The sequence below is a fragment of the Rathayibacter sp. AY1E2 genome (assembly GCF_002932325.1).
Taxonomy (GTDB): domain Bacteria; phylum Actinomycetota; class Actinomycetes; order Actinomycetales; family Microbacteriaceae; genus Rathayibacter.
In genome coordinates, this window is record NZ_PSVO01000024.1 from 11,193 (window position 1) to 29,687 (window position 18,495).

Below are 18,495 nucleotides of genomic sequence, written 5' to 3' on the forward strand. Positions count from 1 at the left end.
AACCGGACGGGACCCCCTGCCTCACTCGCGGAGTCGGGCGCCGAAGCGCTCCGCCGCCACGGCCACGCCGTTCTCCTTCGCGGCCGTCGCCTCGGCCGCGGTGAGCGTGCGGTCCGGCGCGCGGAAGCGCAGCGCGAAGGTCAGCGACTTCGTCCCCTCGGAGAGCCCGGTGCCGCGGTAGTCGTCGACCAGGCGGATCGCCTCGAGCAGCTCGCCCGCCCCCTCGGCGACGGCGGCGTGCACGTCGGCGGCCGCGGTGCCGACCGGCACGACGAGCGAGAGGTCCTGGGTCGCGGCGGGCAGCGCGCCCACCGGGCGGGCCACGACGACCCTCCCGGCCCGCGCGAGCAGCGGCTCCAGGTCGAGCTCGACCACGGCGACGCGGCGCGGCAGGTCGAGCTCCTCGGCGAGCGCCGGGAGCAGCTCCCCCGCGTGGCCGATGACCGCGCCGTCGAGGACGACCTCGGCGGTGCGGCCCGGGTGCAGCGCGGCGTGGGCCCCCTGGCGCAGCACCAGCTCGGTGCCGGTCGCCGCGGAGACCTCGCGGACCACGTCGAGGGCGTCGCGCCAGTCGACGTCACGGCCGGCGACACCGGGCTGGCGCACGACGGCGGCGCCCGTGAGCAGCGCCGCGAGGTGCCGCGGCTGCGGTGGGATGCCCGCGTTCAGCTCGGCCTCGACCTCCGCGGACGGACGCGCCCCGCCCGCAGGGAGCGCCCCGGAGCCGAACGGGCCGCCGGCGGCCGGGAGGAAGACGGAGCCGAGCTCGTAGACCGCGAGATCCGTCAGGCCGCGCGAGCGGTTGCGGGCCGCGACCTGCACGAGACCCGGCAGCAGCGAGATGCGCAGCTGGCCCGCGGTCGCGTCGAGCGGGTTCGCGAGCGTGATCTGCTCCTGCGGCTCCCCGTCGACCGAGCCGAGCCGGTCGTTGATCGAGCGCGAGAGGAACGGGTACGAGAGCACCTCGGTCAGACCCGCGGCGGCGAGCGCCTGGGCGAGAGTCCGGCGCAGCCTCTGGCCCGGGGTCAGACCGCGGCCGGGAGGCGCTACGGGCAGGATCGCCGGAATGCGGTCGTACCCGGTGATGCGGGCGACCTCCTCCGCGAGCGAGGCGCGGTCGACGAGGTCGGGGCGCCAGCTCGGCGGAGTCACCAGCAGGCCCGCTCCGCCGGCCTCGACGGAGGCGCCGATCTCGACGAGCGCGCCGCGGATCTCCTCCGGGGTGTACTCCACGCCGATGAGGCCTGCGACGTAGCCGTCCGGCAGCTCGACCGGCTCCGCCGTGCGCGGGTCGGCCAGGACCGAGCCGAGCTCGTCCGCCGTGCCGCCGGCGAGCTCCACGAGCAGCTGCACCGCGCGGGCCGCGGCGACCGAGGCCACCTCGGGGTCGACGCCGCGCTCGAAGCGCCGCGACGCCTCGCTCGGCAGCTTGTGCCGGCGAGCCGTCCGGGCGATCGAGACCGGGTCGAAGTTCGCCGCCTCGAGCAGGACGTCGGACGTGGCGTCCGAGATCTCGGTGCGCGCGCCCCCCATCACTCCGGCGAGGCCGATCGCCCCGCCGTCGTCGGCGATGACGAGGTCCTCCGCGTGCAGGCGCCGGGTCTGGCCGTCGAGCGTCTCGAGGGTCTCCCCCGGCGCGGCGCGCCGCACCACGATGCCGCCCTGCAGGGTCGCCAGGTCGTAGCCGTGCAGCGGCTGGCCCAGCTCGAACATCACGTAGTTGGTGATGTCCACGACGAGCGAGATCGAGCGGACGCCGGCCAGTCGCAGTCGCGCGAGCATCCACGGCGGCGTCGGTCGTGAGACGTCGACGCCCCGAACGACGCGCGTGACGAACACGGAGGCGCCGACACGGCCGCGGATCGGCGCCTCGTCGGCCACGGACACGGGGAAGACGGGGGCCGTCTCCGTGCGCTCGTGCGGAGGGAGCGCCCGAGCGGGGTCGCGGAAGGCGGCTCCGGTGGCGTGGGCGTACTCGCGGGCGATGCCGCGGATCGAGAAGGCGTAGCCGCGGTCGGGCGTCACGTTGACCTCGACCGCGGCGTCGTCGAGACCGAGGAGCGCGACGGCGTCCGTGCCCGGCTCCGGGTCGAGCCCGAGCGAGGCGAGGCGGAGGATGCCGTCGTGGTCGTCCCCGAGGCCGAGCTCGCGGCTCGAGGCGATCATCCCGTCGGACACGTGCCCGTAGGTCTTCCGCGCGGAGATCGGGAACGGCCCGGGCAGGACCGCGCCCGGCAGTGACACGACGACCTTGTCGCCGGCCGCGAAGTTGTGGGCTCCGCAGACGATGCCGCGGACGTCCTCTCCGCCGTCGGCGGCACGCCCGCCCTCCGGGGCCACGCGGACGTGGCACCAGTTGATGGTCTTGCCGTTCTTCTGCGGCTCCGGAGCGAGGTCGAGCACCTCACCGACGACGACGGGCCCGGTCACCTCGAACCGGTGGACGTCCTCCTCCTCCAGGCCGACCGACACCAGGGCCGCGTGCACGGACTCCGTCGTGACGTCCTGCTCGAGGTCGACGTACTCCCCCAGCCAGCTCAGCGGGATGCGCATCAGATCACCATCCCGTACTGCTCGCTGAAGCGGACGTCGCCCTCGACCATGTCGCGCATGTCCTTCACGTCGTTGCGGAACATCAGGGTCCGCTCGATCCCCATGCCGAAGGCGAACCCGGAGTACTCCTCCGGGTCGATCCCGGCCGCGCGCAGCACGTTCGGATTGACCATGCCGCAGCCGCCCCACTCGATCCAGCGGGCACCGCCGACGAAGGTCGGGTGCCAGACGTCCAGCTCGGCGCTGGGCTCGGTGAAGGGGAAGTAGTTCGGGCGCAGGCGGATGCGCGCGTCGTCGCCGAAAAGGATCCGCGCGACGTGCTCGAGGGTGCCCCGCAGGTGCGCCATGGTCAGGCCGCGGTCGACGGCGAGACCCTCGAACTGCGTGAACACGGGCGTGTGCGTCGCGTCGAGCTCGTCGGTGCGGTACACCCGTCCGGGAGCGATCACGTAGAGCGGCAGCGGGCGCTCGAGCATCGAGCGGATCTGCACCGGCGAGGTGTGCGTGCGCAGCACCAGGTGCGAGTCGACGGGGTCGACGAAGAAGGTGTCCTGCATGGCGCGGGCCGGGTGGTCCTCGTCGAAGTTCAGGGCGTCGAAGTTGAACCACTCGTTCTCGAGCTCCGGCCCCTCCGCGATCTCCCAGCCCATCCCGACGAACACGTCGGCGATCGACTCCTGGAGCAGAGAGAGGGGATGGCGGGCGCCGCGGCGCACGAAGCTGGCGCCGGCGGTGACGTCCACGCGCTCGGCCTCGAGCGCGGCCGCGTCCTCCGCCTCGACGAGCTCGGCCTCGCGGGCGGCGTAGGCGTCGCCCACCTGCTTGCGGGCACCGCCGACGAGCTTGCCGGACGCCGCCTTGTGCTCGGGCGGGACGGAGCGCATCTGCGCGTTGAGGCGGGCGAGGGCGGACCCCTCGCCGAGGTGGGCGGCTCGGGCGGACTTCAGAGCGGTGGAGTCGCCCGCCGCGCCGATGGCGGCGAGGGCGTCGGCGACCGCCGCGGAGACGGCCTCGTCGGTGATCGGGTTGCTGTCTGACACGATCCCCCAGTGTAGGCGAGGGCCTCCGCCCCCTCCCGCCGCCCGCGCGCGGTGCTCGTCGCGCTCGCCCGCGGCCAGGCCCCCGTCTGCGCCGACGGCTCTCGAAGCCCCGCCACCGGCGCTGCTCGACCAGCAGGGGCGGGGTTCTCGCTGCGCCGGGGTCGGAGGCTGCTCCACCGGCAGGAGGCGGGGCACCACCGGACGGGAAGACGCCCGGATCGATCGCGACTCCCCGATCACCACCGCCTCCGCGTCGACGACGCCGGAGCGGAGCACCACCGCTCGATGCGCTGAGCGATCGCCGGACCCTCGAGGCGAACGGAGGAATCGCGTGCGAGCGATTCCTCCTAGCCGGACGCAGGACGCTCTGCGGAACCCGACCCGTCGGGAAGCCGACCGCGGTGAGGATCGCCCTCGGGCGATCCTCACAGTTCAATCCTGCACAGCGATCAGCTGCGTGTCCGTCTGCGCGCGGGCTGCGGGGTGGCCGCCGATGGTGCGGCCGCCGCGTCCGCCGCTCTTGGTGCGGATCTCGATCCACTTCGCCAGCCCCGAGAGGAGGAGGCAGATGCCGATGTAGATCGCTCCGATGACGATCGCCGCCGGGATGATCGGGCTGTCGAGGCTCGACTGGTTGCCCAGGTAGCGCGCGTAGTACAGCAGCTCGTTGTAGGTGATGATCGAGCCGAGCGCCGTGTCCTTGAGGGCGACGACGAGCTGGGCGATGATCACGGGCAGCATCGAGCGGATCGCCTGGGGGAACAGGATGAGCCGCATCACGCCGGACTTGCGCAGGCCGATCGCGTAGCCCGCCTCCTTCTGTCCTCGCGGGAGGGCTTCGATGCCGGCGCGGAAGATCTCGGAGAAGACGGAGCCGTTGTAGAGGGTCAGGGCGATGACGACGGCGAGGTAGGGGCTGAGCTTGAGGCCCGCGAACGGCAGGCCGTAGTACATCAGCATCATCAGGATCAGGACGGGGATCGCCCGGAACAGCTCGATGAAGAGCGTGACGGGGACGTTGATCCAGCGCCGGTCCGAGAGCCGGCCGATCGCCAGGAGGAGGCCGAGGACGAGGCTGGCGACGCCCGCCGTGGCGAAGGCCGCGAGCGTGCGGCCGAGGGCGCCGCCGATGCTCTGCCAGACCAGCGGGTAGCCGAACGCGCGCCACTTGGAGGCGTCGAACTGGCCGGACTCCGCGAAGCGCCAGACCACGAAGCCGAGGAAGGCCGCGATCAGCAGGACGACGACGACGCCGATGACGCGGTTGCGCACGACGGCCCGGGGGCCGGGGTTGTCGAAGAGGACGGAGCTCATCGGGCGACCCTCCACTTCTTCTCGAGCTGACGTTGGACGAGCGAGAGCAGGGTGACCAGGACCACGAAGACCAGGGCCACCCAGAGGACGACGATGAGGCTGTTCTCGCCGCGCTCGTTGAGCACGCGGACGATGGTGCCCGCCTCCGCGACCGAGAAGCCGGCGGCGACGGTGGTGTTCTTCAGCAGCGCGATCAGGACGCTCATGAGCGGCGGGATCACGGAGCGGAAGGCCTGGGGCAGGACGACCTGCGTCATCGTGAGGCCGAAGTCGAGGCCGATCGCGCGGGCCGCCTCGGCCTGGCCGATCGGCACAGTGTTGATGCCCGACCGCAGCACCTCCGCGACGTAGGTCGCGGTGTAGAGGCTGAGGGCGCAGATCGCGAGGTTCGTGTAGTCCACCTGCGGCAGGTCGAGCTTGGGGTAGCCGAAGGCGAAGAAGAACATCACCAGCGTGAGCGGGGTGTTCCGGATGGTGTTCACGTACACCGTGCCGACCGCGCGGGCGATCGGGACGGGCGAGACGCGCATCGCGCCGACCACCGTGCCGATCAGCAGGGCGAACACGAGCGAGACGCTGAAGAGGATCAGGGTGTTGCCGAAGGCCGGGACGTAGACGTCGAGGTTGTTCAACAGGACATCCATGCGGCTGGCCCTTCTGTCGGAGCGGTGGTGGTGGTCGAGGAGAGGGGACCCCCGGGCGGCGGTCGGGCCGCCCGGGGCGCCTCCTAGTAGTCGTTCACCGCCGGCTGGGTGACGGTCGTGCCGGACTGGCCGAGCGTCTCGTCGTAGATGGCGCTCCAGGTCTCGCCGCCGTCGGTCAGCATGCCGTTGACGAAGTGGCGCAGGGCGTCGTCGTCCTTGGGCAGGCCGATGCCGTACAGCTCGGTGCTGAAGGGCTCGCCGACGACCTTGAGCTCGTCGGGCTTCTGAGCGGCGTAGCCGATCAGGATCGCGCCGTCGGTGGTGACGGCGTCGACGGTGCCGTCGGAGAGGGCGTCCACGCACTGCGAGTACGTGTCGAACTCCTCGGTCTTCACCTCGGGGTAGTTGGTGCGGATGTTCTGGATCGGGGTGGAGCCGGTGGCCGAGCACACGGTGGTGTCGGCGGTGAGGTCGTCCGGCCCGGTGATCGTGTCGTTGTCGGCCGCGACGAGCAGCTGCTGGCCGGTCTCGAAGTAGGGTCCGGCGAAGCCGACCTGCTCCTTGCGCTTGTCGGTGATCGAGTAGGTGCCGACGTAGTAGTCGATGTCGCCGTTCACGATCGACGCCTCGCGGTTGGCCGACGGGATCGCCTTGAACTCGATGGCGTCGGCCGCGAAGCCGAGCGAGGCGGCGGTCCACTTCGCGATCTCGATGTCGAAGCCTGAGCGCTCGCCGGTCGCCGCGTCGAGGTAGCCCAGCCCGGGCTGATCCTCCTTGACGCCGATGACGACCTTGCCGTCCGCGGTCATCGCGTCGAAGGTCGGGCTGCCCTCGAGAGTGACGTCGGAGGCGACCTCGTACGCGGAGGTCCCTCCCTCGGAGCCTCCACCGGCGCCGCCGCCGGCGGTTCCGGAGTCGCCGGAGCAGCCGGCGAGGGCGAGGGTCGCTGCTGCGAGTCCCGCGGTCATGAACATGAGCCTGGTGCGCATGATCGTCCTTCCTGGGGTTCGGCCCGCCGGAGCGGGCGATGTCGGGTCGGCTCCCGGGTCACGGGTCCGACCTGCCTGGTGGCTGCTGATCGCGCTTCTAGTGCGTGATGAGCTTGGAGAGGAAGTCCTTGGCCCGGTCGGTGCGGGGCGCGGTGAAGAACGACTCCGGGTCGGTGTCCTCGAGGATCTCGCCGTCGGCCATGAACACGACGCGGTCGGCGGCCTTCCGGGCGAAGCCCATCTCGTGGGTGACGACGATCATCGTCATCCCGTCCTTGGCGAGCCCGACCATCACGTCCAGGACCTCGTTGATCATCTCGGGGTCGAGCGCCGAGGTCGGCTCGTCGAACAGCATCACCTTGGGCTTCATCGCCAGCGCCCGTGCGATCGCGACGCGCTGCTGCTGCCCGCCGGAGAGCTGGGCCGGGGTCTTGGCGGCCTGGTGGCCGACGCCGACCCGGTCGAGCAACGCCGTGGCCTGGGCCTCCGCGTCCTTGCGGGAGAGCCCGCGGACCTTGATCGGGCCGAGGGTGACGTTCTCGAGGATCGTCTTGTGCGCGAAGAGGTTGAACGACTGGAAGACCATCCCGACGTCGGCGCGGAGCGCGGCGAGGCCCTTGCCCTCCTCCGGGAGCTTCTGCCCGTCGATGGTGATGGTGCCGCCCGAGATCGTCTCGAGCCGGTTGACCGTGCGGCAGAGCGTCGACTTGCCGGATCCGGAGGGGCCGAGGACCACGACGACCTCGCCCCGGTGCACCGTCAGATCGATGTCCTTCAGAGCCTGGAAGTCGCCGTAGTGCTTCTGCACCCCGGAGAGGACGACGAGGGGTTCACCGGCGGGAGCGGCGGCGCGCTCGTCTTGCGGGGCTGTGACCATGCCGTCAGAGAAGCACACGGGGATGGGCCGGTCAAATCATGAGGGAATTCTTAACCGAAGGGTAACAACGCGCCCTGTTCTCCAGGTTCGCGGCACCCTCGGCCCGGTTCCTCTCAGGAACGCAGCGCGAAGGCGCTCTCGTACAGGCAGACGGAGGCCGCGGTCGCGAGGTTCAGCGACTCCGCCGCCCCGTAGATGGGCACCGCCACCACGCCGTCGACGAGGGCGAGCGACTCGTCCTCGAGGCCGCGCGCCTCGTTGCCGAAGACCCAGACGGTCGGCTGGGCGAGGTCCCCGCGGGCGCGGACGTCGAGCAGGTCCTCCCCCTTCACGTCGGCCGCGACGGAGCGGAGGCCCACGCCGCGGAGCCGGCCCAGCACGTCGGCGAGGTCGGCGCCGACCGCGACCGGGAGGTGGAAGAGCGAGCCGGTCGTGGAGCGCACGACCTTGGGATTGTAGAGGTCGACCGAGCGCCCGGACAGCACGACCGCGTCAGCGCCGGCGGCGTCGGCGGCACGGATGATCGTGCCGAGGTTGCCCGGATCGCGGACCTCCTCGAGCACCGCCACGAGGCGCGGCTCGGAGGCGACGACGTCCTTGAGCGACGTGGGGAACTGACGGCAGACCGCGACGAAGCCCTGCGGAGTGACGGTGTCGGCCATCGCGTCGAGGACGTCCTCGGTCACGTACTCGATGTCCACCTCCGCCTCGGCGGCGGAGGCGACGATCTCGGGGTGCCGCTCCAGAGCGGTCGGAGTCGCGAACGACTCGACGATCAGCTCCGGGCGGTACTGCAGCGCCTCGGAGAGTGCCTGCGGGCCCTCGAGGAGGAAGAGCCCCGTCTCGAGCCGGGCCGGGCGGCGGGTGAGCTTCGCCACGGAGCGGACACGGGGAGAGCGGGGGTTGTCGAGCATGCGGCGAGCCTATCGGCGCGGTGATCGCCGCCCCCGCAGACACGGCGCGGGAGGGCCCGCGGACGACGGAGGGGGCCGCGACCTCTCGGTCGCGACCCCCTCCGGGAAGCCGTGCTGACTACGCTGCGGCCTTGGGCGCCGAGGTGTCGGCGGGCAGCGCGCTCTTCGCGGTCGCGACGAGCGAGGCGAACGTGGCCGGCTCGGTGATCGCGAGGTCCGCGAGGATGCGGCGGTCGACCTGGACGCCGGCCAGGGCGAGGCCCTGGATGAAGCGGTTGTAGGTCAGGCCGTTCGCGCGGGACGCGGCGTTGATGCGCTGGATCCAGAGACGACGGAACTCGCCCTTCTTGGCGCGGCGGTCGCGGTACGAGTAGACGAGGGAGTGGGTGACCTGCTCCTTCGCCTTGCGGTAGAGGCGCGACCGCTGGCCGCGGTAGCCCGAGGCGCGCTCGAGGATGACGCGACGCTTCTTGTGGGCGTTGACGGCCCTCTTCACTCTTGCCATTGCTGTTTCTTCCTATCGATCCGTGTCGGCTGAGTAGCGACCACGCGGCGCAGCGGGCTGCGCCGGCGGTGGGCTACAGACCGAGAAGCTTCTTGGCGACCTTGGCGTCCTGCGGGGCGAGGACCTGGTCCTGGTTGAGGCGGCGCGTGCGAACGCTGGACTTGGACTCCAGGTTGTGGCGCATGCCGGCCTGCTGCTTCATGACCTTGCCGGAGCCGGTCACCTTGAAGCGCTTCTTGGCACCCGAGTGGGTCTTCATCTTGGGCATGTTCTCTCCTTATGAACGTCACTCCGCGCTCGGCGGGGCGAAACCGGTGCCCCGCGAGCGGGGCGTCCACCGGCCCCGAGGCCGGGGCGGCGAAGTACTAGACGGACTCGGCCTCGGCCGTGTCCTCGGGGGTGTTGGCCTCGCGACGAGCGGCGCGGACCGCATTGGCCTCGGCCTTCGCCTCGGACTTGTTCTTCAGCGGGCCGATGACCATCACCATGTTGCGACCGTCGATGGTCGGGGTGGACTCGACCTGGCCGAACTCGGCGACGTCCTCCGCGAAGCGCTGGAGCAGGCGGACGCCCATCTCGGGGCGCGACTGTTCGCGACCGCGGAAGAGGATCATCGCCTTGACCTTGTCGCCGGCCTTGAGGAAGCCCTCGGCGCGCTTGCGCTTGGTCTCGTAGTCGTGCTTGTCGATCTTCAGGCGGAAACGGACCTCCTTGAGGATCGTGTTCGCCTGGTTGCGACGGGCTTCCTTGAGCTTCTGAGCCTGCTCGTACTTGAACTTCCCGTAGTCCATGATCTTGGCCACGGGCGGCTTGGAGTTGGGGGCGACCTCGACCAGGTCCAGGTCTGCGTCCTGCGCGAGTCGCAGGGCGACCTCGATCTTGACGACGCCGACCTGTTCTCCTGCGGGACCCACGAGGCGGACCTCGGGGACGCGGATACGGTCGTTGGTACGGGGATCGCTGATTGCGTTTCTCCTCTGATCTCGGTGAGTGCAGCTGCGCTGCCGGAGTCTTCTCCAGCGCACCCGAGAGAGGTGATCGTCCCGTCCACGTCGTGCCTGCAGCACGGCGCTCGCACCCTGTGACGCGGTTCCCGAGGCGGACCTCGAGAGCCGCAGCCCTGCCTCCGGTGGTCTGACGACCCTCGGGGGCGGAGTGCTTCTGACCCGGTAACCTTGTGAAGCGGTCAAGCGCGGGTGGGAGAATCTCCACTTTCGAACCGAGGACATGCCTCGGAGCCCGGACAACCATAGCAGACCGGCGGCCCGCCCGACAGACCGGATCCGGCCGCCCCTCGATCCTCTGCTCCGGCGGCCGCGCCCCTCCACCACGGACGACGAACGAAGGACCCATGGCCCAGTACGACGACGACTACACGCGACGATTCGGCGAGGACGGCGGAGCCTCCGACGTGGAGGCCGCGCGCGACATCGCGGAGGTCCCGGCGGTGGAGATCATCACCACCGCCGCCGTGCACCTGATGAGCGCGGCCGCCGTCAAGTGCGGGCTCGCCGACGAGCCCGGAGCGCAGGTCGACCTCGACGAGGCGCGCAAGCTCATCAACGCGCTCGCGGGCCTGGTCACGGCCGGGGCGCCCGACATCAGCGACATGCACGCCCGGAGCCTGCGCGACGGCCTCCGCACCCTCCAGCTCGCGTTCCGTGAGGCGTCCCCGATCGCCGACCCGATCGGCAAGGGCCCGGGCGAGAAGTGGACCGGCCCGGTCACCTGATCGGGGGTCAGCGGGCGGCGGCGAGCTGCAGCGTCATCGAGTCGACGCGCTGCGCGACGGTCTCGTCGGCCGCCCACCGCTCCCCCAGGCGCGCGACGAGGGCGCCGAGCGCGTCCTGATCGAGCCCCGGGCGCAGGCTCAGGACCACCACGAGCTCGGGGCCCGCGAGGCGCTGCTGCGGGTCTCCCGCGCGCACCTCGAGCGAGGCGACCGCCCGCTCCCCCTCCGCAGCCGCGCGCAGAGCCCGGAGCACCTCCGCATCGGCGGGGGCCGGCCGCCAGTCGCCGCCCTCCGCGATCGCCCAGAGCGCCGGGCGCCGAACCGCGAACTCCCGCTCGGACGCGGGGTCGAGGACCATCACCTCGGTGCCCTCCGCGACGGCCGCCAGGGCCGCACGGCGCCCGTCGACCGGGACGGGACGGGCGGCCGGGTCCCATCGGCGCATGCTCTCGACGCCGCTGAAGACGGGGAGCACCGTGCGGCCGTCGGGTCCGGCGACCGTGACGATCGCGAGCTCCTGCGTCTTGTCCGCCCGGAGTCCCCCGACCCCCTCCGCCTCCTCGCCGAGGCGGGCGACCAGCGGGATGAGCAGGCGGGACGTGCGGATCGCGTCGACCACGGCCTCCGGGCCGCGAGTGCCGCGGGCGAAGGACTCGAGCGCGGCGACCAGCGCCTTCGGGGCGCTTCCGTCGTCCTCCGGCGCTGCGCTCGGCTCGAAGCGCCGGCCCGCCCAGGGGGTGCCGGCCGAGTCGGTCAGATGCGCCAGGAGCGGGCGGGGCTCACTCGGATGCGACATCCAGGGCCTCCGCGAGCGTGAACGCGCCCGCGTACAGCGCCTTGCCGACGATCGCGCCCTCGAGGCCCTGGGGCACGAGGTCGCGAAGAGCGGCGATGTCGTCGAGGTTCGAGATGCCGCCCGAGGCGATCACGGGGCGGTGGGTGCGGGCCATGACCTGCTCGAGGAGCTCGAGGTTCGGGCCCTTGAGCGTGCCGTCCTTGGTGACATCGGTGACGACGTAGCGGGTGCAGCCGGCCTCCTCCAGGCGGTCGAGGACCTGCCAGAGGTCGCCGCCCTCCTTGGTCCAGCCGCGCGCGGCGAGCGTGGTGCCGCGGACGTCGAGCCCGACGGCGATCTGGTCGCCGTACTGCGCGATGACGCTCGCGGCCCACTCGGGGTTCTCGAGCGCCGCGGTTCCGAGGTTGATGCGCTTCGCGCCGGCGCTCAGCGCGGACTCGAGGCTCCGGTCGTCGCGGATCCCGCCGGAGAGCTCGACGTTGACGCCCTTCACCTGCCGGATGACCTTCTTCATGATGCCGTGGTTGTCGCCGCGGCCGAAGGCGGCGTCGAGGTCGACGAGGTGGATCCACTCCGCGCCCTGGTCGGCCCAGTCGCCCGCGGCGTCGATCGGGTCGCCGTAGTTGGTCTCGGTCCCGGCTTCGCCCTGCGTGAGCCGCACGGCCCTGCCGCCCGCCACGTCGATCGCGGGCAGGAGGACCAGGCCCGGGGCCTTGGTGAACTCGCTCATCGTCATCCTCAGTCTCGGAGCCGGTGCCGGCCCCTGGAGGCGCCGACCACCGGCCGATCCTAGTTCGTGCGGAGGGTGCCCAGCCAATTGGCCAGCAGCCGGAGCCCGGCGGCCCCCGACTTCTCGGGGTGGAACTGAGTGGCCGAGAGCGGCCCGTTCTCGACCGCGGCGATGAAGGGGCCTCCGTGATCGGCCCAGGTGACCGCGGGACGCGGGAACGGGGGCATGACATCGAGCGACCACTCGCGGGCGCCATAGGAGTGCACGAAGTAGAAGCGCTCCTCGGCGATGCCGTCGAAGAGCACCGAGCCCTCGGGAGCGGAGACGGTGTTCCAGCCCATGTGCGGGACGACCTCGGCCGGGAGGAGGTCCACCGTCCCCGGCCACTCGCCCAGGCCCTCGCTCTCGACCCCGCGCTCGACGCCGCGCTCGAAGAGCACCTGCATCCCGACGCAGATGCCCAGGACGGGGCGCCCGCCGGCGAGGCGCTTCTCGATGATCTCGCCGCCGCGGGCGCGGGTCAGCGCCGACATCACGGCGTCGAAGGCGCCGACGCCGGGCACGAGGAGGCCGTCCGCCTCCAGCGCCCGCTGCCGGTCCCCCGTCAGCTCGACGTCGGCCCCGGCGAGCTCGAGCGCCTTGACGGCGGAGTGCACGTTCCCCGAGCCGTAGTCGTAGACCACGACGGAGGGGCGGGCCGAGCTCACAGCGCGCCCTTCGTCGACGGCACGCCGGAGACGAGCGGGTCGAGGGCCTTGGCCTGACGGAAGGCGCGGGCGAACGCCTTGAACTCCGCTTCGGCGATGTGGTGCGGGTCCCTGCCGCCGAGCACCGTGACGTGCACGGTGAGGCCGGCGTTGAACGCGATCGCCTCGAAGACGTGGCGCACCATCGACCCGGTGAAGTGGCCGCCGATCAGGTGCAGCGCGAAGCCCTCCGGCTCGCCGGTGTGCACGAGGTAGGGGCGCCCCGAGATATCGACGACGGCCTGCACGAGCGCCTCGTCGAGGGGGACGAGCGCGTCGCCGAAGCGGGAGATCCCGGTCTTGTCGCCGAGCGCCTGACGGATGGCCGTGCCGAGCACGATGCCGATGTCCTCCGCGGTGTGGTGGATGTCGATCTCGATGTCGCCGCGGGCCCGGACGCGCAGGTCCGTGAGCGAATGCTTCGCGAACGCCGTCAGCAGATGGTCGAAGAAGGGCACGCCGGTCTCGAGATCGGCGACGCCCGTGCCGTCGAGGTCGAGGGAGAGCTCGATGCTCGACTCGCTGGTGGCACGGCTGAGAGAGGCGGTGCGCCCGGGTGCGGCGCTCGGGGAGGTCATGCCTCCCAGTCTATTCGCGCCGCGTCGCCGCCCCCGGGCGGAGCTCACTCACGCGAGAGCGCCACTGTGGCGTCGGCCGACGGTGCGGGGAGGGAGGCGAGCGCCTCGAGGAACGCGGTCGTCTCCTCCTCGGTGCCGGCGCTGACACGGAGGTGGTTCGGGATGCCGACGTCGCGGATGAGGACGCCGCGGGCGAGCAGGCCCTCGAACACGGCGGCCGGATCCGCGACACCGCCGAAGAGGACGAAGTTGCTGCCGGTCGCGTACGGGCGGTAGCCGAGGGCGCGCAGGCCGTCGATCATCCGGTCGCGCTGCACGATGATCTCGCCGACCATGGCGAGCATCTCGTCGGCGTGAGCGAGGGCGGCGGTCGCGGCGGCCTGGGTGAGGGCCGACAGGTGGTACGGGAGGCGGACGAGGCGGAGCGCGTCGATCACCGCGGGGTCGGCGGCGAGGTAGCCCAGGCGGACGCCGGCGAAGGCGAAGGCCTTGCTCATGGTGCGGGACACGAGCAGGCGCGGTCGCCCGGGGAGGAGGCTCAGCGCGGTGGGCGCGCCCCTGCCCGCGAACTCGGCGTACGCCTCGTCGACGACGACGATGCCGTCGGTCGCGTCGTAGACCGCCTCGATCACGGCGAGGTCGAGCGGCGTCCCGGTCGGGTTGTTCGGAGCGCAGAGGAAGACGATGTCGGGCCGGGCCCGGCGCACCTGCTCCGCGGCGTACTCGGCTCCGATCTCGAACTCCGCCTCGCGCGGAGCGGGGATCCACTCCGTTCCGCTCCCCGACGCGAGGATCGAGTACATCGAATAGGTGGGCGCGAACCCCAGCAGCGAGCGCCCGGGACCGCCGAACGCCTGAAGGACGTGCTGGAGCACCTCGTTCGATCCGTTCGCAGCCCACACGCCGTCCGCGGTGAGCCCGTGACCGAGGTAGCCGGCGAGGGAGTCGCGAAGCTCTCGGAACTCGCGGTCGGGATACCGGTTGACGGTGCGCAGCGCCTCCGTGACCCGCCCGACGATGTCGGCGATCACGTCGTCCGGGACCGGGTGGGTGTTCTCGTTGACGTTGAGGGCGACGGGCACGACCGCCTGGGGTGCACCGTACGGGTGCCTGCCTCGGAGGTCGTCGCGGAGGGGCAGGTCATCGAGAGTCGTCACCAGGGAATGTTAGCGAAGCACCCGGCGCGGACGTCCGGGCAGCCCGGCTCAGCGAGCGGTGTCGTACTCGGCCGGGACCGCGAGGCGCTGCCCGGGCTCGACGCCCGCGCTCGAGAGCTGGTTGAGGGAGAGGATGTCGTCGACCACGTCGCGCGGGTCCGCCTGCGGGGCGAGCTCCTCGGCGAGCGACCAGAGCGACTCGCCCGCGTGAACGGTGACGTACTGGAACTCGACCGCAGCGGCGTCGCTCGACGCGACCGCTCCACCGCCGTTGAGCCCGAAGGCGAAGGCGCCCGCCACGATCGGCAGGGCCCCCAGAGCGGCCACCACGGCGCCGCCGCGACGCGTGAGGCGCAGACGGGTGCGAACGATCCGCGCTTCGCCGAACGCGCTCATCGGCTCGGGAGCGGACGGCAGGACCTCGACGGGCCGAGCCGCGGACGAGCGCTGGAGCGGGCGGGAGGTGAGCTGTGCGGTCATGGGATCGCTCCTTTCAACAGGGATTCGGGGAGGCCCTCGGCCGGGAGGGCCGCCCCGAACGCCTGTACCGAACATATCTTCGAATGACGGAGCGGTCAAGGGACCGTTCCGGCTGATCCGCGGGCGGACTGGCGCGCGACACACTCGAACGAATGTTCCGAGTCGTGAGTTCCGGCGGATACAGTTTCGAGAGCCTGGTCGTAGTAGAGCAGCGACCACCGACATTCCTTGTCGGGTCGCGACCGGGCGGGCGCGCACGCGGCGTGCGCACCGGGAAGAGGGAGCATCGTGAGCGACGCGCAGAGGGCCGGGACCCCGGCCGCCAAGACGAAGGCGGCCGCAGGCCGGCGCCGGAAGAGCCTGAGCGCCAAGCAGCTCGCGATCCTCGACGCGATCCAGCGCTCGGTGTCGAGCCGCGGCTACCCGCCGAGCATGCGCGAGATCGGCGACGCGGTCGGCCTCGCCTCGCTGTCGAGCGTCACCCACCAGCTCAACCAGCTCGAGCTCAGCGGCTACCTGCGCCGCGACCCGAACCGGCCCCGCGCCCTCGAGATCCTCATCGACGTCCCCAGCTCGACGGAGGACGACGGGTCGTTCGAGTCGACCGCGACGGTCGGCGACGCGGCGATGGTCCCTCTCGTCGGCCGCATCGCGGCGGGCGTGCCGATCATGGCCGACCAGCAGATCGACGAGGTGTTCCCGCTTCCCCGGCAGCTCGTCGGCAAGGGCGAGCTCTTCATGCTCAAGGTCGTCGGCGAGTCGATGATCGACGCCGCGATCTGCGACGGCGACTGGGTCGTGGTCCGCTCGCAGCGCACCGCCGAGAACGGCGAGATCGTGGCGGCCATGCTCGACGGCGAGGCCACCGTCAAGGTGCTGCGCCAGCGCGACGGCCACACCTGGCTGCTGCCCCGCAACTCCAACTTCGAGCCGATCCTCGGCGACGAGGCAGAGGTGCTCGGGAAGATCGTGGCGGTCCTCCGCTCGGTCTGACACCGGGCGTGCAGGAGGGGCCCGACCGGCGTGCAGCCGGCCGGGCCCCTCCTGCGTTCGACGGGCACCGGCGATCGGGGCGCGCGCCCCTCCGTCGCGGTCACGGGAAGGCGGAGGAGGGCCGCCGAAACCCCGTCGCCGAACCCTCCGGCCGCCGCCGGCCGGTGGTGCGGGACGCCGCATCCCCTCCCGGATGCGCCGAGCGCCCGCCTCCCGGACGGGGAGACGGGCGCTCGGGTGGTGGCGATCAGGCCTGGACGGCCGCGCGCGGAACCGCGAACTCGGTGAGCGAGCCCGCCAGCTCGGCGTGCACGAGGGCGACCACGTGGGTGCCGCCCTCGACGTACTGCGTCGACAGGATCCGGCCGCTGCGGTGCAGATGCGAGATCACGTCGCCCCGGTCGTACGGCACGAGCAGGTCGATCTCGACGTCCGGCTCGGGCAGGATCTCGGCGATCCGCGCCTCCAGCTCGTCGATGCCCTCGCCGCTGCGCGCCGACACGAAGACCGCGTCGGGAGCGAGACCGCGCAGCACCAGCCGCGTGCCCTCGTCCACCAGATCGGCCTTGTTGAAGGCGATGATCTCGGGGATGCTGCGGGCGCCCACCTCGCCGATCACGTCGCGCACGGTGGCGATCTGCCCGGCCGGATCGGGGTGGGAGGCGTCCACGACGTGGACGATCACATCGGAGTCCGCGACCTCCTCGAGCGTCGACCGGAAGGCCTCGACGAGCTGGTGCGGAAGCGCTCGCACGAAGCCGACCGTGTCGGCGAGCGTGTAGAGGCGCCCGTCCTTCGTCTGGGCCTTGCGAACGGTGGCGTCGAGGGTCGCGAAGAGCGAGTTCTCGACGAGGACGCCCGCGTGCGTCATCCGGTTCAGCAGGCTCGACTTGCCGGCGTTCGTGTACCCCGCGATCGCCACCGAGGGGACGGCGTTGCGCTTGCGGTTCGCGCGCTTGGCCTCGCGGGCGGGCTTCATCGCCGTGATCTGCTTGCGCAGGCGCGCCATGCGGGTGTGGATGCGGCGACGATCGAGCTCGATCTTCGTCTCACCCGGACCGCGCGAGCCCATTCCGGCTCCCGCGCCCACCTGGCCGCCGGCCTGGCGGGACATGGACTCGCCCCAGCCGCGCAGTCGCGGGAGCAGGTACTCGAGCTGCGCGAGCTCGACCTGCGCCTTGCCCTCACGGCTCTTCGCGTGCTGGCTGAAGATGTCGAGGATCACCGCGGTGCGGTCGATCACCTTGACCTTCACCACGTCCTCCAGCGCACGCCGCTGGCTCGGTGCGAGCTCGGTGTCGGCGACGACCGTGTCCGCGCCGAGGGCCGCGACGAGCCCCGCGAGCTCCTGGGCCTTGCCCTTGCCGAGGTAGGTGCTCGGATCGGGGTGCGGGCGGCGCTGGAGTAGGCCGTCGAGGACCGTCGCTCCCGCCGTCTCCGCGAGCGCGGCGAGCTCGTGCAGCGAGTTCTCCGCGTCCTCCAGCGAATTCTGCGAGTACACGCCGATGAGCACGACGTTCTCCAGGCGCAGCTGGCGGTACTCGACCTCCGTGACGTCCTCGAGCTCGGTCGAGAGGCCGGCGACGCGTCGCAGCGCCTGCCGGTCGTCGCGGTCGAACTGCTCGCCGTCGCTGTTCTCGCCCTCGTGGCCGGCGCTCTGCAGCGCCTGGGCTCCACCCGCGACGAAGCGCGAGTACCCTGCCGAACGCGACTGCGCGTTCGCCAGGACCCTCGAGACGACGTCCACGGCCTCGGTCGTGTCGGTCTCGTTCAGGTCTTCCGTCATCCGGATAACACTAACTCCTCAGGTCTTGATAGGTTCACTTCTCATGGCCGCCGAGCACTACTTCTCGAGTACTCCCGACGGCGACCTCCGGCCCCGCAGGATCCAGGCCCGCCTGGCCGGCCGCGACCTCGAGGTCACGACGGCAGGAGGGGTGTTCAGCCCCGGTCACGTCGATCTCGGCACACGCGTCCTGCTGGACGCGGTGCCCGACGCCCCCGCTGACGGGGACCTGCTGGACCTCGGCTGCGGCTGGGGCCCGATCGCCCTCGCGCTCGCCCTCGCCTCCCCCGACGCCCGGGTGTGGGCGGTCGACGTCAACCAGCGGGCGCTCGAGCTGGTCCGTCGCAACTGCGAGGAACTCGGCGTCCGCAATGTCAACGCCGTGCTGCCCGAGGATGTTCCCGACGACGTCCGCTTCCGCACCGTGTGGTCGAACCCGCCGATCCGCATCGGCAAGGAGGAGCTGCACCTCCTGCTCGAGCGCTGGCTGCCGCGGCTCGAGGAGGGCGCGGACGCCTGGCTCGTCGTGCAGCGCAACCTCGGCTCCGACTCGCTCCAGACCTGGCTGGGCGCCGCGTTCGCCGGGCGGCTCGACGTGGAGCGCGTCTCCTCGGCGAAGGGCTTCCGCGTGCTGCGGACGACCCGCCGGGCCTGACCGGGT

The 18,495-nt window shown here is 71.8% G+C and carries 20 protein-coding genes; 3 read left to right on the forward strand and 17 right to left on the reverse strand.

Features of this window, described 5'->3' with window-relative positions; all coding sequences use genetic code 11:
- Positions 1 to 21: 21 nt before the first annotated feature.
- From pheT to infC, 10 genes are all read right to left on the reverse strand, one after another.
- A complete protein-coding gene (gene pheT, locus C5C49_RS14340; RefSeq protein WP_104346414.1) occupies positions 22 to 2,553 on the reverse strand; it encodes a phenylalanine--tRNA ligase subunit beta in 2,532 nt (843 codons plus the stop codon).
- Entirely contained in the window at positions 2,553 to 3,593 is a 1,041-nt protein-coding gene (gene pheS / locus C5C49_RS14345) for a phenylalanine--tRNA ligase subunit alpha (protein ID WP_104250188.1), read from the reverse strand. Before pheS ends, pheT begins: the two co-directional genes overlap by 1 nt.
- 432 nt (positions 3,594 to 4,025) lie before the next feature.
- Positions 4,026 to 4,907 (reverse strand): amino acid ABC transporter permease, encoded by an 882-nt coding sequence (locus C5C49_RS14350; protein ID WP_104224492.1) that lies wholly within the window; start codon positions 4,905 to 4,907, stop codon positions 4,026 to 4,028.
- Positions 4,904 to 5,551, reverse strand: a complete 648-nt coding sequence (locus C5C49_RS14355; RefSeq protein WP_104224491.1) for an amino acid ABC transporter permease — start codon at positions 5,549 to 5,551, stop codon at positions 4,904 to 4,906. The genes C5C49_RS14350 and C5C49_RS14355 overlap by 4 nt, the downstream gene beginning before the upstream one ends.
- Before the next feature lie 83 nt (positions 5,552 to 5,634).
- Positions 5,635 to 6,540, reverse strand: coding sequence for a glutamate ABC transporter substrate-binding protein (locus C5C49_RS14360; protein ID WP_159913628.1), 906 nt, complete (start codon positions 6,538 to 6,540; stop codon positions 5,635 to 5,637).
- A gap of 97 nt (positions 6,541 to 6,637) precedes the next feature.
- Positions 6,638 to 7,417: an amino acid ABC transporter ATP-binding protein gene (locus C5C49_RS14365; protein ID WP_104224489.1), complete on the reverse strand. Its 780-nt coding sequence runs from the start codon at positions 7,415 to 7,417 to the stop codon at positions 6,638 to 6,640.
- 113 nt (positions 7,418 to 7,530) lie between these two features.
- Entirely contained in the window at positions 7,531 to 8,331 is an 801-nt protein-coding gene (locus tag C5C49_RS14370; protein ID WP_104346415.1) for an RNA methyltransferase, read from the reverse strand.
- A 118-nt stretch (positions 8,332 to 8,449) separates the two neighbouring features.
- Positions 8,450 to 8,836 carry a 50S ribosomal protein L20 gene (gene rplT / locus C5C49_RS14375; RefSeq protein WP_104224487.1) on the reverse strand — a complete coding sequence of 129 codons (387 nt, stop codon included), beginning with the start codon at positions 8,834 to 8,836 and terminating at the stop codon, positions 8,450 to 8,452.
- A 73-nt stretch (positions 8,837 to 8,909) separates the two neighbouring features.
- Positions 8,910 to 9,104 (reverse strand): 50S ribosomal protein L35, encoded by a 195-nt coding sequence (gene rpmI / locus C5C49_RS14380; protein WP_055793295.1) that lies wholly within the window; start codon positions 9,102 to 9,104, stop codon positions 8,910 to 8,912.
- Positions 9,105 to 9,201: 97 nt separating this feature from the next.
- The gene (gene infC, locus C5C49_RS14385) at positions 9,202 to 9,750 is read right to left on the reverse strand and encodes a translation initiation factor IF-3 (RefSeq protein ID WP_374952931.1); all 549 of its coding nucleotides are present in this window, start codon (positions 9,748 to 9,750) and stop codon (positions 9,202 to 9,204) included.
- Positions 9,751 to 10,187: 437 nt separating this feature from the next.
- On the opposite strand from infC, the gene C5C49_RS14390 reads away from it, so the two are divergent.
- Positions 10,188 to 10,568, forward strand: a complete 381-nt coding sequence (locus C5C49_RS14390) for a DUF1844 domain-containing protein (RefSeq protein WP_104313470.1) — start codon at positions 10,188 to 10,190, stop codon at positions 10,566 to 10,568.
- Between the two features lie 7 nt (positions 10,569 to 10,575).
- Here C5C49_RS14390 and C5C49_RS14395 read toward each other — a convergent pair whose 3' ends face one another.
- The 6 genes from C5C49_RS14395 to C5C49_RS14420 are packed head-to-tail and all read right to left on the reverse strand — an operon-like array spanning position 10,576 to position 15,055.
- Entirely contained in the window at positions 10,576 to 11,364 is a 789-nt protein-coding gene (locus C5C49_RS14395; protein ID WP_104346416.1) for an SseB family protein, read from the reverse strand.
- Entirely contained in the window at positions 11,348 to 12,094 is a 747-nt protein-coding gene (priA, locus tag C5C49_RS14400) for a bifunctional 1-(5-phosphoribosyl)-5-((5-phosphoribosylamino)methylideneamino)imidazole-4-carboxamide isomerase/phosphoribosylanthranilate isomerase PriA (RefSeq protein ID WP_104224506.1), read from the reverse strand. Before priA ends, C5C49_RS14395 begins: the two co-directional genes overlap by 17 nt.
- Positions 12,095 to 12,153: 59 nt before the next feature.
- Positions 12,154 to 12,801, reverse strand: a complete 648-nt coding sequence (gene hisH, locus C5C49_RS14405; RefSeq protein ID WP_104224485.1) for an imidazole glycerol phosphate synthase subunit HisH — start codon at positions 12,799 to 12,801, stop codon at positions 12,154 to 12,156.
- Entirely contained in the window at positions 12,798 to 13,418 is a 621-nt protein-coding gene (gene hisB / locus C5C49_RS14410; RefSeq protein ID WP_104346417.1) for an imidazoleglycerol-phosphate dehydratase HisB, read from the reverse strand. The genes hisH and hisB overlap by 4 nt, the downstream gene beginning before the upstream one ends.
- 44 nt (positions 13,419 to 13,462) lie before the next feature.
- Positions 13,463 to 14,575 carry a histidinol-phosphate transaminase gene (locus C5C49_RS14415; protein ID WP_181073454.1) on the reverse strand — a complete coding sequence of 371 codons (1,113 nt, stop codon included), beginning with the start codon at positions 14,573 to 14,575 and terminating at the stop codon, positions 13,463 to 13,465.
- A 48-nt stretch (positions 14,576 to 14,623) separates the two neighbouring features.
- Positions 14,624 to 15,055: a LysM peptidoglycan-binding domain-containing protein gene (locus C5C49_RS14420; protein WP_308471229.1), complete on the reverse strand. Its 432-nt coding sequence runs from the start codon at positions 15,053 to 15,055 to the stop codon at positions 14,624 to 14,626.
- 288 nt (positions 15,056 to 15,343) lie between these two features.
- Here C5C49_RS14420 and lexA point away from each other — a divergent pair, with 288 nt between their 5' ends.
- Positions 15,344 to 16,048 (forward strand): transcriptional repressor LexA, encoded by a 705-nt coding sequence (gene lexA / locus C5C49_RS14425; protein ID WP_104224482.1) that lies wholly within the window; start codon positions 15,344 to 15,346, stop codon positions 16,046 to 16,048.
- A 247-nt stretch (positions 16,049 to 16,295) separates the two neighbouring features.
- Here the strand turns inward: lexA and hflX are convergent, their stop codons facing one another.
- Positions 16,296 to 17,834 carry a GTPase HflX gene (gene hflX / locus C5C49_RS14430; RefSeq protein ID WP_104346418.1) on the reverse strand — a complete coding sequence of 513 codons (1,539 nt, stop codon included), beginning with the start codon at positions 17,832 to 17,834 and terminating at the stop codon, positions 16,296 to 16,298.
- Positions 17,835 to 17,877: 43 nt separating this feature from the next.
- Between hflX and C5C49_RS14435 the strand changes: the two genes are divergently transcribed.
- Positions 17,878 to 18,489, forward strand: coding sequence for a class I SAM-dependent methyltransferase (locus C5C49_RS14435; RefSeq protein ID WP_104346419.1), 612 nt, complete (start codon positions 17,878 to 17,880; stop codon positions 18,487 to 18,489).
- Positions 18,490 to 18,495: the final 6 nt, after the last annotated feature.